Raw genomic sequence first — 14,710 nt, 5'->3', positions numbered from 1 at the left:
CCATGTCGCTCCTGAACACCCCCCTGCACGAGCTGGACCCCGACGTCGCGGCCGCCGTCGACGCCGAGCTGGTCCGCCAGCAGTCCACCCTCGAGATGATCGCCTCCGAGAACTTCGCGCCCGTCGCGGTCATGGAGGCGCAGGGCTCGGTCCTCACCAACAAGTACGCCGAGGGCTACCCCGGCCGCCGCTACTACGGCGGCTGCGAGCACGTCGACGTGGTCGAGCAGATCGCCGTCGACCGGGTCAAGGCGCTCTTCGGCGCCGAGCACGCCAACGTGCAGCCGCACTCCGGTGCCCAGGCCAACGCGGCCGCGATGTTCGCGCTGCTCCAGCCGGGCGACACGATCATGGGTCTGAACCTCGCCCACGGCGGGCACCTGACCCACGGCATGAAGATCAACTTCTCCGGCAAGCTGTACAACGTGGTCGCCTACCACGTCGGCGACGACGGCCGGGTCGACATGGCCGAGGTGGAGCGCCTCGCCAAGGAGAACAGGCCGAAGCTGATCGTGGCCGGCTGGTCGGCCTACCCGCGGCAGCTGGACTTCGCCGCGTTCCGCAGGATCGCGGACGAGGTCGGCGCGTACCTGATGGTCGACATGGCGCACTTCGCCGGTCTGGTCGCGGCGGGCCTGCACCCGAACCCGGTGCCGCACGCGCACGTGGTGACCACCACCACCCACAAGACGCTGGGCGGCCCGCGCGGCGGTGTGATCCTCTCCACGGCCGAGCTGGCCAAGAAGATCAACTCCGCCGTCTTCCCCGGTCAGCAGGGCGGTCCGCTGGAGCACGTGGTGGCCGCCAAGGCCGTCGCCTTCAAGGTCGCCGCGAGCGAGGACTTCAAGGAGCGCCAGCGTCGTACGCTGGAAGGCGCCCGCATCCTGGCCGAGCGCCTGGTGAAGGACGACGCGAAGGCGGCGGGCGTCTCCGTCCTGACCGGCGGCACCGACGTCCACCTGGTCCTGGTCGACCTGCGCGACTCCGAGCTGGACGGACAGCAGGCCGAGGACCGCCTGCACGAGGTCGGCATCACGGTCAACCGCAACGCCGTCCCGAACGACCCGCGTCCGCCGATGGTGACCTCCGGTCTGCGCATCGGCACGCCGGCCCTGGCGACCCGCGGCTTCACGGCCGAGGACTTCGCCGAGGTCGCGGACGTGATCGCCGAGGCGCTGAAGCCGTCCTACGACGCGGAGGCCCTCAAGGCCCGGGTGAAGACCCTGGCCGACAAGCACCCGCTGTACCCGGGTCTGAACAAGTAGACACCGTACGTCCGGGGGTGCCGTGCCCGTCACGAGCGGGCCGGCACCCCGCCTTTTCGCACCACCCTGCGCACCACCCCCGTTCTGAGGAGTTCCCGTGGCCATCTCGGTCTTCGACCTGTTCTCGATCGGTATCGGTCCGTCGAGTTCGCACACGGTCGGTCCGATGCGCGCGGCGCGCATGTTCGCCCGTCGTCTGCGCAACGAGGAGCTGCTGGACTGTGTCGCCTCGGTCCGTGCCGAGCTGTACGGCTCGCTCGGCGCCACCGGCCACGGCCACGGCACACCCAAGGCGGTGCTGCTCGGCCTGGAGGGCGCCTCGCCGCGCACGGTGGACGTGGAGAGGGCCGACGACCGCGTCGGGACGATCCGGGCCTCGGGCCGCCTGCGTCTCCTCGGCGAGCGCGAGATCGCCTTCTCCTGCGACGACGACCTGGTCCTGCACCGCCGCAAGGCCCTCCCCTACCACGCCAACGGCATGACCCTGCGGGCGTACGACGCGGCCGGCACCGAGGTGCTGGCCAAGACGTACTACTCGGTCGGCGGCGGCTTCGTCGTGGACGAGGACGCGGTGGGCGCCGACCGCATCGTGCTCGACGACACGGTGCTGAAGTACCCCTTCCGCACCGGCGACGAGCTGCTGCGCCTGACCCGGCAGACCGGCCTGTCGATCTCCGCGCTGATGCTGGAGAACGAGCGGGCCTGGCGCACCGAGGACGAGATCCGCGAAGGCCTGCTGGAGATCTGGCGCGTGATGCAGGCGTGCGTGGCGCGCGGCATGTCCCGCGAGGGCATCCTGCCGGGCGGCCTGAAGGTCCGCCGCCGGGCCGCGAACACCGCCCGCAAGCTGCGCTCCGAGGGCGATCCGCAGGCCCTGGCCATGGAGTGGATCACGCTCTACGCGATGGCGGTGAACGAGGAGAACGCGGCCGGCGGCCGGGTCGTCACGGCGCCGACGAACGGCGCGGCCGGCATCATCCCGGCGGTCCTGCACTACTACATGAACTTCGTCCCCGGCGCCGACGAGGAGGGCGTGGTCCGCTTCCTCCTCGCGGCCGGCGCGATCGGCATGCTGTTCAAGGAGAACGCCTCGATCTCCGGCGCCGAGGTCGGCTGCCAGGGCGAGGTGGGCTCCGCCTGCTCGATGGCGGCGGGCGCGCTCGCCGAGGTGCTGGGCGGCAGCCCCGAGCAGGTCGAGAACGCCGCCGAGATCGGCATGGAGCACAACCTGGGGCTGACCTGCGACCCGGTCGGCGGCCTCGTCCAGATCCCGTGCATCGAGCGCAACGGCATGGCCGCGGTGAAGGCGGTCACGGCGGCGCGGATGGCGATGCGCGGCGACGGCACGCACAAGGTGTCCCTGGACAAGGTCATCAAGACGATGAAGGAGACCGGCGCCGACATGTCGGTCAAGTACAAGGAGACGGCCCGGGGCGGGCTGGCGGTCAACATCATCGAGTGCTGAGGGGCCGGCGGTGACGGGTGGGGGCGGCGTCCTGCGGGTGCCGGTGGGGGAGGACGCGGAGCGGTGGATCACCCGTGCGGGCTGCCGCCGCGTCCTGTTCGTCGTGCACAACGTGACCTCCGCGACCCGCCTGCTGGACGTGCTGCCGCTGTTCCACGGCGACGTCCGTGTGCAGTTGTTCGTCACCTGCACGGGCTCGTCCCCGTTCCTGGCGGGGGTGCCCGAGCTGCTGGCGCGGACGGGTCTTCCGGTGCTGCCGTGGGAGCAGGCCAAGGCGACGGCGTTCGACCTGGCGGTGGCGGCGAGCTACGGGGGCGAACTGGGGGCGATACAGGGCAAATTGGCTGTATTGTCACACGGGGTCGGTTACAATAAGAAGCTGGCCACACCGGACACCGGACACCGGACACCGGACACCGGACACCGGACACCGGACACCGGACACCGGACACCGGACACCGGACACCGGACACCGGTTTTCGGTCTGTCTCCGGACTGGCTCCTGGAGGACGGGCGTCCGCTGGCCACCGCGACCGTCCTGTCCCACCCCGAACAGCTGGAGCGGCTGCGCGCCTCCTGCCCGGAGGCCGCGCCCACCGCGGTGCTGGCGGGGGACCCGTGTTTCGACCGCATCCTCGCCGCCCTCCCCCAGCGTGAGCGCTTCCGCCGCGCGCTGGGCGTGGCGCCGGGCCAGCGGCTGGTCGTCGTCAGCTCGACCTGGGCGCCCCGTTCCCTCTTCGGCGGTGGCGCCGCCGCGGCGGGATCCCCCCCGGCGGACGCGGACGACCTGCTGCCCTGGCTGCTGTCCCGCCTGACCGCGGAACTGCCCGCCGACGAGTACCGGACGGCCGCCGTCCTCCACCCGAACATCTGGTACGGCCACGGCCCCGGACAGGTCCGCGCGTGGCTGGACAACGCCCGGCGGGCCGGCCTGAGCGCCGTCGCGCCGCTCGACGGGTGGCGGCAGGCCCTGATCGCGGCCGACTGCGTCCTCGGGGACCACTCCAGCGTCACCTACTACGCGGCGGCCATCGGCGTCCCCGTCCTCCTCGGGGCGTTCCCCCAGGAGGACCTCGACCCGCGCTCCCCCGTGGCCGCCCTCGGACGCGCGGCCCCCCGTCTCGTGCGCCGCGGCAGTCTGCGGGCGCAGATCGACCGGACGATCGCCTCCCACGAGGCCGGCCGGTACCGGGAGCTGGCGGAGCAGACCAGTTCGGCGCCGGGGGAGTCGGCCGCGCTGCTGCGGCGCCTGTTCTACGGCCTGATGGGCATCGCGGAGCCCGCGGGCCATCCGGCGCTGCTCGACCCGCTGCCCCTCCCGCCCTACGAGCCCGCCCGCCGCACCGCACCGGTCCGCGTGCTCGCCGGGAACATCGGCGAGGACCCGCCGCAGGTGGCGGTCGTCCGGCACTCCGTGACCGGCGACGAGCCCGACCCGTCCGCTCCCCCGGCGCTCCGCGTGGAGTCCGCCCACACGGTGGTCGACGAGGAGACGCGGGAGGCCGGCCGGCTGCGGATCGCGGACGTCGTCGTACGGCACGCGGCCGGGGACGATCCGCGCCTCGGCCCGCCCGGCGCCTGGACGGCGGAGGCGCTCGCCCGGTACCCGTACTGCGGGCTGGCCGTCTACGTCGACGGCCCGGACCGCTGTGTCGTGCGCACCCGTGAGGGCACGCTCGTACGGCTGTCCGCCGTCGCGGGGCCGGACGGGCGGCCCGACCTGTGCGACCCCGCCGCGTACGCCTCCGCGCTCCACGCCTGGCTGGCCGGCGGGAGGTCCCTGGCCGGGGCCGTCCCCCGGATCACCGTGCGCACCGGCGCCGCGGCGCACCTCGTCGGTGTCGAGCCGCTCCCGCCGTCCTCGTGCTGAGCCGGTCTCACCGCTCCAGTTCGGCCAGCCGGGCCCGCACCCGGTCGAGCCCGGCCCGGTCCCCGCACTCCTCGTAGCACGCGGCGGCGGTGAGCAGATCGTCCGCCTCCCGGTCCGGCCGGTCCGCGAGGCGGTGGCAGCGGGCCCGCAGTTCGGCGGCGTCGGCGAGCCGGAGCCCGGCCCCGGCCTCCGTCATGGCCGTGACGGCTCCGTCCAGGCACACCAGCGCGAGGTCCGGGTCACCCGCGGCCAGGTGTGTCTCGCCCAGGCTCATGTGGACCCGGCCCGCGTTGTAGGGGTCGCCGCCCTCCGGCAGCCGGCGGAAACGCGCGAGCGCGTCGTTCAGCCGGGCGAGGGCGGCCGGGAACTGCCGTTGCCCGGCCTGGGCGCGGCCGATGTGGTGCACCAGGAGGGCGGTGGCACGCTCCTTGTCCTCCCACCCGTCCTCGCCCCGCCGGACGCGCTCCCAGATCCCCAGCGCGTCCTCGAAGCACCGCTGGGCCCGTGCGTACTGCCACTGCCTGAGATGGAGCAGTCCCCGGGCCTCGACGGCGCTCGCCCGTCCCCGGTGATGACCGCAGGACCGTTCGGCGGCCACGGCCTCCTCCAGGGCCGCCGCCGCGTCGTCCGCCCGCCCGGCGCCCATGTACCCGAAGGCGAGCTGGACCAGCATCCGGCCCACCGCCCGCGGGTCTCCGAACTCCGCCGCGCAGCGCCGGGCGGCCTCGACACCGAGCAGGTGGGTGTCGATCCACTGGGCGTGGAAGCCGAGCTTCAGGTGCAGTCCCCACATCGCCTCGCACAGCTGCCACACGAGGTCGTGGAAGCCGTGGTGGGCGGCGGCCCGGACGACGGCCGCGAGGTTCTCCCGTTCACGGCGCAGTTCCTCCAGCGCCCGCCTGCCGTCCGCCGGCCCGCGGTCCGCCGGGAGGGCGAGGCGCGCGTAGGCGGAGCCGAGCCTCCAGCGCAGCGGCATGACCCGGAAGTCCGCCTCCGCCGCGAACCGCAGGTACGCGACCGCGACCCTGCGGACCGCGGCGGCCATGCGGCCGTGCCCGTCCTCGGCGACCGCGAGCCCACGCGCGTGGGCCCGGGTCAGGTCGTGGAAGCGGTAGCGCTCCGCCCCGACCTCCTCCAGCAGGTGCACACCGGCCAGTTCCTCCAGCAGTCCGCGGGCGCGCTCCTCCTCGACGTCCGCGGCACGGGCCGCGCACATGACGGTCACCGTGGGCCAGGCCCACACCGCGATCGCCCGGTAGAGGGCGGCGCAGTCGGCGGAGAGTTCGCCGTACGCGACGTCCTGCGCGCGGCGGACCGGGTCGGCGGGTGCGTCCGTGGTGTCCGGGGTGCCGTCCTGCACGGCGTCGCCTCCCTGGCCGTGGATCCGTTCGGACAACTGCCGCGCCACCCGCTCCCAGGCCAGGTGTTCGCGGACGGCGAGACCGGCGCCCGCGGTGCACAGGGCGAGCGGGACTCCGCCCGCCGCCTCCGCCACGGCCCGGACGGCCGCCTCCTCGCCCGCGGGCCGCCCGCCCTCCGCGACCCGCCGGAGCAGGCGCACGGAGTCCTCGACCGACAACGGCCCGACGGTGCGCGCACGGGCCCCGTACTCGCCCACCAGCCGGGCCTGCCGGTAGCGGCTGGTCACCAGGACGAGGCTGCCGGGCGAGGCCGGGAGCAGCGGGACCACCTGGGCGTCGTCGTGGGCGTTGTCCAGGACGACCATGAGGCGCCGGTCGGCGGTGCAGTCCCGGTACAGGTCCCGCTGGCGCGCCTCGTCGCCCGGCACGTCGGCGGGCGGGACACCGAGCAGTTCCAGGAAGCCCTCCAGCACGTCGGAGGGCGACAGTGCCGTGCCCGAGGAGGCACCGGCCAGGTCCACGAACAGGACGCCGTCGGGGAAGCGCTCCCGGAGGGCGTAGGCGCACCGGACGGCGACCGCGGTCTTGCCGATGCCGCCCGGCCCGGTGAGGACGGCGACCGTCGGCGCTCCCGGTGCGGGTTCCGCGTCGTCCAGGAGCGCGGTGATCCACGCGAGCACGTCCTCGCGGTCCGTGAACGCGGCGGTCGAGGGCGGCAGCGTCCGCGGGCGGAACGCGCCGTGGGCGAGAGCGGGCACGGGACGCGGCGCCAGCGAGGACGCCTCGCGGGCCCACTCCGCCACCTCGCGGGCGAACTCCGGTGACGTGCGCGCGAGTTCCGCCAGGCGCAGGGCGGCCTCCGCGCGCTCGGACTCGGTGACGGGCAGAACGGGGCGCCGTTCCTCCTCGCCCGCGGCAGTACCGGAGGCCGCGTCCCCCTCGCCGGCGGGTGCCCGTGTCAGCAGGCCGTAGAGCCTCTCCGAGGCGCGCCTGCCCACCTCCCCGCCCGCTCCGGTGAGAGAGCCCGTCGCGACCGTCCCGACGGCCGATAACACCATGCTCACCAACGGCTCCACCCGGACCTCCCCCGTCTCGCCGTGCCGACGATGGTATCGGCAGGACCGGCGGGCGGGGGCGGCGTCCCGGACACCCGCGGCCGTCTCACATCCTGAAACAGGCTTTCCGTCAGACAAGACGCCTGGGATCGTTGCAGGGCACACACATGTCGCATCGATGAAAGACCGAGCCATGCCCGCACCAGCCACCGGTTCAGCCCAGGCACCCGTCAACTCGCGGTCCCGCGTGCTCATCGCCAGCCTCATCGGCACGACGATCGAGTTCTACGACTTCTACATCTACGCGACCGCCGCGGTCCTGGTCTTCCCCTCGCTCTTCTTCCCGAAGAGCGACCCGACCACGGCACTGCTGTCGTCCTTCGCGGTGTTCGGCGCCGCGATGGTCGCCCGCCCCGTCGGAGCCGTCTTCTTCGGACACCTCGGCGACCGGCTCGGCCGCAAGAAGACGCTGGTGGTGTCGCTGCTGACGATGGGCATCGCCACCTTCCTCATCGGCGTCCTGCCGACCTACGCGCAGGCCGGCTGGGCCGCCACCGCGCTGCTGGTGCTGATGCGGCTCGCGCAGGGCTTCGCGCTCGGCGGCGAGTGGAGCGGTGCCGCGCTGGTCGCGACCGAGAACGCCCCCCGCGGCAAGCGCGCCCTGTACGGCACCTTCCCGCAACTGGGCGCCCCGCTCGGCTTCATCATCGGCAACGGCCTGTTCCTGATCATCGGCGCGCTGCTGCCGTCCTCGGCCGGCGCCGACCCCACCCAGCCCTCCGAGGCCTTCGCGAGCTGGGGCTGGCGCATCCCGTTCCTGTTCTCCGCCGTGATGGTCGCCATCGGCCTGTGGGTGCGCTCGCGGCTGGTGGAGTCGGCGGTGTTCACCAGGACCCAGGAGACCGGGAAGGTGCGCAAGCTGCCGCTGGCCACCGTGGTCCAGGGCCACTGGAAGCAGCTGATCCTGGGCACGTTCATCATGCTGGCGACGTACGTGCTGTTCTACCTGATGACCACGTTCTCGCTGAGCTACGGGCGTACCGCCGAGGACGCCGAGGTGCCGGGGCTGGGCTACAGCTACACGACGTTCGTCCTGATGATGATCTTCGGGGTGCTGTTCTTCGCCGTGTTCACCCTGGTCTCCGGCCCGCTCGCCGACAAGTACGGCCGCCGTACGACGCTGGTCTGGATCACCGCCGCGATCGTGGTCTTCGGCCTGGTCTGGGTGCCGCTGATCGGCCTGGGCACGCTGGGCGTGGTGCTGTGGCTGGTGCTCGGCTTCACGCTGATGGGCATGACGTTCGGCCCGATGGGCGCGCTGCTGCCCGAGCTGTTCCCGACCAGCGTGCGCTACACCGGCTCCGGCGTCTCGTACAACGTCAGCTCGATCCTCGGCGCGGCCGTCGCGCCGTTCATCGCGGTCGCGCTGTGGGAGGCCGGGGACGGCTCGCCGTGGCTGGTCGGCGTGTACCTGTCCTCGATGGCGGTGCTGACGCTGGTCGCGCTGCTGCTGTCCAAGGAGACCAAGGACGTCTCGCTGGAGGAGGGGGAGGACGCCGCGGACGGTGAGGGCACGCCCGCCCCGGCCGTCGCCTCCGCCTCCTGAACCGACCGGCGCACTCCCCCGCCGTACGCCGAGCGCCCACGCGCCCGGCGTACGGGGTGCCGGTCCCGGGCATAACAACAACTCCTGCCCTCGGGGCACTTCGGCCCCACCGGCATCCGAGGGAGTTCCCATGCTGCGTGGTATCGACGTGAGTGCGTACCAGTCCTCCGCCTACGACACGGACGGCCTCTCCTTCGTCTTCATCAAGGCGACGGAGGGGCGTTCGTACGTCAGCCCGAAACTCACCGACCAGACGAAGCGGGCGCGCGACGCCGGGCTCGTCGTCGGCTTCTACCACTTCCTGTGGCCGGGCAACCTCGACGCCCAGGCCGAGTACTTCCTGTCCAAGACCCCGGACAGGAAGGGTGACATCCTCGCCGTCGACTGGGAGACGACCGGCGAGGGGACCCGCGCGAGCAACGCGGAGAAGGACCGCTTCGTCCGCAGACTGAAGGAACTCCGCCCGGACAACCGGGTCGTCCTCTACTGCAACCGCCACTTCTGGCTGACTGTGGACACCACCTCGTACGCCGGCGACGGTCTCTGGATCGCCGACTACGTGACGGCCGGCAAGCCGCGCATCAAGGCGAAGTGGCGCTTCCACCAGTACACCGACGACCCGGTGGACACCAACGTCGCGGACTTCGAGAGCAAGGACGCCCTGAAGGAGTGGGCCCAGGGCGCCTGAGCCCCGGGCCCGGCCCCCGTCGGCCCGTCTCGGCCTGTCGGCCCGTCTCGGCCTGTCGGCCCGTCTCGGCCCGTCAGCCCCGGAAGTCCGCCCGGTGCTCCGGGGGCGCCTCCGCCAGTGCCTTGGCGACTTCCTCCACGCCCGCGCGCAGGCCGTACACCGGCGTGCCGGGCTGCTGGCGCCAGGAGTCGTCGATGCCGCCCGCGTCGACGGTGTCAAAGCCGAGCTCCTCGATCAGGGCCCGCGCCTTCGCCTTGGCCGCCTCGTCGTCACCGGCGACGGGGAGGGCGATCCGGTCGGGGGCGCCGGTGAACAGCACCGACCCATGGACGCGACCGGCTGTTCCGGTACGGGCGCCCCCTCCCGCGGCACGACGAGGGGGGCGCCCGCCGGTGTACCGGTCCGGGCGCCCCCTCGGCGTCGCCTACTTGTTCAGGTGCGCCCAGAATTCGTCGAACGACAGCTTCTTGTCACCGTTGAGGTCACGGCCGGCGATGATCGCCTCCGCCACCGACTCGGTGACGTTCCAGTCACCGCCCTGCGCGAGCGCGGCCTTGAACTCGGCCGCGGTGATGAGACCGTCACCGTCCGTGTCGATCCGCTCGAACTGCTTGCGCGCTTCCTCGATGTCCGCCACCGATCCGCCCCTCATTCCGTGCTCCGGCCGTGCTGTCGCACGCCACTGACGCAGGTCAGATTAGCCGTCGGCCTCAGCGGTCCGTCACCCGCATCTCGAACCAGGTGGTCTTCCCGAGCGGCAGCAGGTCCACGCCCCAGCGCTCGGACAGCTTGTCGACCAGGAAGAGTCCGCGTCCGCTGACGTCCGTCTCCTGGACGGGCATCAGGCACGGCAGCCCGCGCGAGGGGTCGCGGACCTCGACGCGGATCCGGCCGGGGCGACGGCGCAGGTGGAGGCCGAAGGCGCGGGCGCCGGTGTGGCGTACGGCGTTGCCGACCAGCTCGGAGACGAGGAGGACGGTTTCCTCCGTCACCTTGGGGGACAGGTGCCACTGGCGCAGGACCACGACCTGGGCCAGGCGGCGGGCGATGGCGGCGGACTCGGGACGGGACGGCAGCAGGACGTCGCCCTCCGCCGGATTGCCGTACAGCTCGATCGCCTTGAGCCCGTGCTCGTCCTCGACCGCAGGCGACCAGCGTGCGGCGGTCGCACGTCCGGCCCCCCGCGGCTGTTCCGTACCCTCCAGCCCCGCCATGTCCCCATCATGGCCGTCCAGAACGGGCCCCGGGGGCGTTCCCGGGGAATACGCCGGTGCGAAGGCGGGGCGCCACGGTGGGCGCGTGGCATGTGCCGGAGGCATTTCGGCACCGCAGACATCGGTGCTGACCTGCGCGGACGACTCGGCCGGAGACAAGCGGCGGGCTCCCTCGACAAGGCACGCTTAATGGCGCGTTAAGGCTGCCATAAACCGCCCGGCCGAGGGGCCCGCTCCGGTCACCGCGTCAGCCGAAAGGGAGTCAGACGAACTCGGCCTTCCCGGGGCCCTCCTCCACGAAGCTGCGCATGCCGCGTTCGCGGTCCTCGGTGGCGAACAGGCCCGCGAACCAGTTGCGTTCGACGGCGAGGCCGGTGTCGATGTCCGTCTCCAGGCCGGTGTCGATCGCCTCCTTGGCGGCGCGCAGGGCGATCGCGGGGCCCTTGGCGAGGCGGGCGGCCCAGGCGTGCGCCTGTTCGTAGACCTCGGCGGCGGGGACGACGCGGTCGACCAGGCCGATGGCGAGGGCTTCGTCGGCCTTCACCTGGCGGCCGGTGAAGATGAGGTCCTTGGCCTTGGAGGGGCCGATCAGCCGGGCCAGGCGCTGGGTGCCGCCCGCGCCGGGAATGAGGCCGAGCAGGATCTCGGGCTGTCCCAGCTTGGCGTTCTCGCCGGCGATGCGGAAGTCGGCGCAGAGGGCGAGTTCGCAGCCGCCGCCCAGCGCGTAGCCGGTGACGGCGGCGACGACGGGCTTGGGGATGCGGGCGACGGCCGTGAAGGAGTCCTGCAGGGCGCGGGCGCGCAGGATCATCGCCGCGTGGTCCATCGCCTGCATCTCCTTGATGTCCGCGCCGGCCGCGAACACCTTCTCGCCGCCGTGGACGACGACGGCGCGTACGTCGTCGCGGCGCGTGGCCTCCTCGGCGAGTTCCTTCAGCCGGTCCTGGGTGGCGATGTCCAGCGCGTTCATGGGCGGTCGGTCCAGGCGCAGCGTGCCGACGCCGTCCGCGACTTCGAGATGTACGGTCATGCCCCGCAGGTTAGCGGGGGTTAACGGCTGTCGTCGGTGCCGATGCTCACATCCGGCCGGGGGTCCGGGGGTCGCCCCCCGGGCAGGCACAGCGCGGGGGTTAACGGCTGTCGTCGGTGCCGATACTCACATCCGGCCGGGGGTCCGGGGGTCGCCCCCCGGGCAGGCACAGCGCGGGGGTTAACGGCTGCCGTCGGTGCCGATACTCACATCCGGCCGGGGGTCCGGGGGGCGCCCCCAGCGGGAACGGCCCCGGTGCCGTACCTCACATCGAGGGCACCGGGGCCGTGCGTCACGCCGTGCGGGCGGGGGTCAGGCCTTCCACTTCTCCCAGGGCATGTTCCAGCCGTTGAGGCCGTTGTCGGGGGCGATGACCGCGTCGTTGGAGTTCTTGACGACCACGACGTCGCCGATGAGCGAGTTGTCGAAGAACCAGGCGCCCGGTGTCTTGCCGTCCCAGCCGCCCTGCACGTCGCGCAGGCCGATGCAGCCGTGGCTGGCGTTGCGGTTGCCGAAGGCGTCGCCGCCCCAGTAGTTGCCGTGGATGAAGGTGCCGGAGGTGGACAGGCGCATGGCGTGCGGGACGTCCTTGATGTCGTACTCGCCGCCGTAGCCGACGGTCTCGCCGTTCATCCGGGTCACCTCGAGCTTCTCGGTGATGACCATCTGGCCGTTCCAGGTCTCGTAGCCGGGGGCGCCGGTGGTGACCGGGATGGTCTTGAGCACCTTGTCGTCCCGTTCGACCCGCATCGTGAGCTTCTTGGCGTCCACGACGGAGACCTGCTTGCGGCCGATGGTGAAGGAGACGGTCTTGCGCTGCTTGCCGTAGACGCCTTCGCGGCCCTCGACGCCGTCGAGGGCGAGGTCGACGGTGACCTTGGTGCCGGCCTTCCAGTACTTCTCCGGGCGGAAGTCCAGGCGGTCGTTGCCGAACCAGTGGCCCTCGACCTCGACGGCCGGCTCGGTCCTGATCCGGATGGCCTTCTCGACGTCGTCGGGGTTGGTGATGCCCCGGGTGAAGCGGAGGGAGAACGGCATTCCGACGCCGACCGTGGAGCCGTCCTCGGGGGTGAAGGTGCCGATGAAGGTGTTCTTCGGCGTCAGGGTGGTGAAGCGGGAGTCCTCGGCCGCGGTGCGGCCCTCGGCGTCCTTGGCGACCGCGTGCACGGTGTACGCGGTGGAGGCTGCCAGGTGGGTGGACGGCGTCCAGGCGGCGCCGTCCCCGGATATCGTCCCGTCGACCGGGGTGCCCTCGGAGTCCTTGACGACGACCTCGGTCAGCCTGCCCTTGGCGGCGGTGACCTTGAGGGTGCCGCTGGTGTCGACGGACGTGGCGCCGTTGGCGGGCGCGATGGTGACGACCGCCTCGGACTGCTTGCTCTGCGCGGCGGTGGAGTCCTTGCCGGTCCCGCCCTTGCCGTTCCCGGACCCCGCTTCCGCGCCGCCTCCGCCGCAGGCGCTCACCGCCAGCAGCACGCCGAGCATCAGCGCCGGCAGCCCCCTGCGGGTCCCCCTGCCGGTTCTCCTGCGGACTCCCCCGCCGTTCCGCCCCCGGATGCCGGCCGACGCCGTCCCCGATATCGGACGCACGTTCACCTTGTCTCCCCTCGCCGGGCCCCTCGCGGCCCGCGCCCCAGTGCGCACACTCACGCACCGGCGCATCGTAACGGCAGGCCAGGGGCGTTGCGGCCGGAGGAAATGTCACCGTTCCGTACCGAGTTGGCGGGGCCGGGGAGATCCGGGTGTCCGGGCGCCGGGTCACTTCACCGCGCTGCCCGCCTTCCACTCCCGCCAGCTCATGTTCCAGCCGCCGAGCCCGTTGTCGGGGGCGACCTTTCTGTCCTTGCTGCGGACGACCTCGACGACGTCGCCGATCAGGCTGCGGTCGAAGAACCAGCCCGCCGGGGTCTGGGACCCGCCGCCCTTGACGTCGCGCAGGCCGATGCAGCCGTGGCTGACGTTGGCCCGGCCGAAGGTGTCGTCGGGCGCCCAGTAGTTGCCGTGCAGGAAGGTGCCGGAGCTGGTCAGGCGGATGGCGTGCGGGACGTCCGGGATGTCGTACTCGCCGCCGAAGCCGACCGTGCGGCTGTTCATGCGGGTCACGTCGAGCATCTCCGTGATCACCATCTTGCCGTTGTAGGTGGGGGTCTTCGGCGCCCCGGCGGTGATCGGCACGGTGGCCAGCAGGGTGCCGTCGCGGCGCACCTGCATGGTCCGGTCGGCGGCGTCGACGAGGGAGACCTGGCTGCGGCCGACGGTGAAGGTGACGGTCTTGTGCTGGAGCCCGTAGACCCCCGGCGCGCCCTCGACGTCCCGCAGCCTCAGGTCGACGGTGACGCGGGTGCCGGGCTTCCAGTAGTGCTCGGGCCGGAAGTCGAGGCGGTCCTTGCCGAACCAGTGGGGGCGGATCTCGGTGGCGGGCTCCGCGGTCACCGAGACGGCCCGCTCGACGGCGGCGCGGTCGGTGATCTCCCGGCTGAACTCCAGCGAGACGATCATGCCGGTGCCGACGACCGAGCGGTTCTCGGGGGCGACGTAGCCGATGAAGCGTTCCTCGGGGACGTAGGTGGTGAAGGTGGTGTGCCGGGCGCTGCGGCGGCCGTGGCCGTCGACGGCGACGGCGTCGACGGTGTACTTGGCGGCGAGCGCGAGCCGGTCGTCGTCGGGGCGCCAGCTCCGGCCGTCGGCGGAGATCCGGCCGGGCACCGGGGTGTCCCGCGCGTCCTGCGACCTGACGACCTTCACCGACTCCAGCCGGCCGTCGGCGACCCGCACCGACAGCTTCTTCCCCGGCCGGACGCCCTTGCTCGCGTCGCGCGGGGTGACGCGGATCAGGTCCTCGGGGGACGGCGCCTTGCCGAACACCTCGCCGATCCCGGAACCGATGCCGGAGCCGAAGTCGCTGCCGATGCCGCTGCTGCCCGAGGTGCATCCGGCGGCCCCGGCCAGCAGTCCTGCCCATGTCATGAAGGCGGCCAGTGCGGCCCCCGCGCGCCGTGCGCGCCCATGTACGTGCCTCACATCCACCCGTAACGACCGGCCCGCCCTGGGGAAACGTGAGTGCGAGCCATGCGGTGGGCAGAACAGTGGGGAGGACGACGCGACGGGGAGCAGCGGTCGGGACACCGCGCGCCCTCTTCCCGTCTCCGCCACGTC

The 14,710-nt window shown here is 72.7% G+C and carries 11 protein-coding genes and 1 pseudogene; 5 read left to right on the top strand and 7 right to left on the bottom strand.

Annotation, left to right across the window (positions count from 1 at the left end):
• The first annotated feature begins 2 nt into the window (after positions 1-2).
• From glyA to ACFYOJ_RS28720, 3 genes are all read left to right on the top strand, one after another.
• Positions 3-1,265: a serine hydroxymethyltransferase gene (gene glyA / locus ACFYOJ_RS28730; RefSeq protein WP_356556085.1), complete on the top strand. Its 1,263-nt coding sequence runs from the start codon at positions 3-5 to the stop codon at positions 1,263-1,265.
• A gap of 97 nt (positions 1,266-1,362) precedes the next feature.
• Positions 1,363-2,730, top strand: coding sequence for an L-serine ammonia-lyase (locus tag ACFYOJ_RS28725; RefSeq protein WP_356556086.1), 1,368 nt, complete (start codon positions 1,363-1,365; stop codon positions 2,728-2,730).
• Positions 2,731-2,740: 10 nt separating this feature from the next.
• Positions 2,741-4,600 (top strand): hypothetical protein, encoded by a 1,860-nt coding sequence (locus ACFYOJ_RS28720; protein WP_356556088.1) that lies wholly within the window; start codon positions 2,741-2,743, stop codon positions 4,598-4,600.
• A 7-nt stretch (positions 4,601-4,607) separates the two neighbouring features.
• Here ACFYOJ_RS28720 and ACFYOJ_RS28715 read toward each other — a convergent pair whose 3' ends face one another.
• The gene (locus ACFYOJ_RS28715; protein ID WP_356556125.1) at positions 4,608-7,019 is read right to left on the bottom strand and encodes an AAA family ATPase; all 2,412 of its coding nucleotides are present in this window, start codon (positions 7,017-7,019) and stop codon (positions 4,608-4,610) included.
• Between the two features lie 190 nt (positions 7,020-7,209).
• Between ACFYOJ_RS28715 and ACFYOJ_RS28710 the strand changes: the two genes are divergently transcribed.
• Positions 7,210-8,622, top strand: a complete 1,413-nt coding sequence (locus ACFYOJ_RS28710) for an MFS transporter (RefSeq protein WP_356556089.1) — start codon at positions 7,210-7,212, stop codon at positions 8,620-8,622.
• A 130-nt stretch (positions 8,623-8,752) separates the two neighbouring features.
• A complete protein-coding gene (locus tag ACFYOJ_RS28705; protein WP_356556091.1) occupies positions 8,753-9,310 on the top strand; it encodes a glycoside hydrolase family 25 protein in 558 nt (185 codons plus the stop codon).
• A gap of 73 nt (positions 9,311-9,383) precedes the next feature.
• On the opposite strand, the pseudogene ACFYOJ_RS28700 reads toward ACFYOJ_RS28705, so the two are convergent.
• From ACFYOJ_RS28700 to ACFYOJ_RS28675, 6 genes and pseudogenes are all read right to left on the bottom strand, one after another.
• A pseudogene (locus ACFYOJ_RS28700) lies at positions 9,384-9,617 on the bottom strand (NADP oxidoreductase); the annotation flags it as partial.
• 117 nt (positions 9,618-9,734) lie between these two features.
• Positions 9,735-9,947, bottom strand: coding sequence for an EF-hand domain-containing protein (locus tag ACFYOJ_RS28695; protein ID WP_356556093.1), 213 nt, complete (start codon positions 9,945-9,947; stop codon positions 9,735-9,737).
• A 73-nt stretch (positions 9,948-10,020) separates the two neighbouring features.
• Positions 10,021-10,524 carry an ATP-binding protein gene (locus ACFYOJ_RS28690; RefSeq protein WP_356556094.1) on the bottom strand — a complete coding sequence of 168 codons (504 nt, stop codon included), beginning with the start codon at positions 10,522-10,524 and terminating at the stop codon, positions 10,021-10,023.
• 262 nt (positions 10,525-10,786) lie between these two features.
• The gene (locus ACFYOJ_RS28685; protein WP_356556096.1) at positions 10,787-11,554 is read right to left on the bottom strand and encodes an enoyl-CoA hydratase-related protein; all 768 of its coding nucleotides are present in this window, start codon (positions 11,552-11,554) and stop codon (positions 10,787-10,789) included.
• A 312-nt stretch (positions 11,555-11,866) separates the two neighbouring features.
• Entirely contained in the window at positions 11,867-13,150 is a 1,284-nt protein-coding gene (locus tag ACFYOJ_RS28680) for an Ig-like domain-containing protein (RefSeq protein ID WP_388598192.1), read from the bottom strand.
• Between the two features lie 162 nt (positions 13,151-13,312).
• Positions 13,313-14,575 carry an Ig-like domain-containing protein gene (locus ACFYOJ_RS28675; RefSeq protein WP_356556098.1) on the bottom strand — a complete coding sequence of 421 codons (1,263 nt, stop codon included), beginning with the start codon at positions 14,573-14,575 and terminating at the stop codon, positions 13,313-13,315.
• Between the last annotated feature and the right edge of the window lie 135 nt (positions 14,576-14,710).

It is taken from the genome of Streptomyces sp. NPDC006384 (assembly GCF_042870695.1).
Taxonomy (GTDB): domain Bacteria; phylum Actinomycetota; class Actinomycetes; order Streptomycetales; family Streptomycetaceae; genus Streptomyces.
This window is presented reverse-complemented; position numbering and strand designations above follow the sequence as displayed.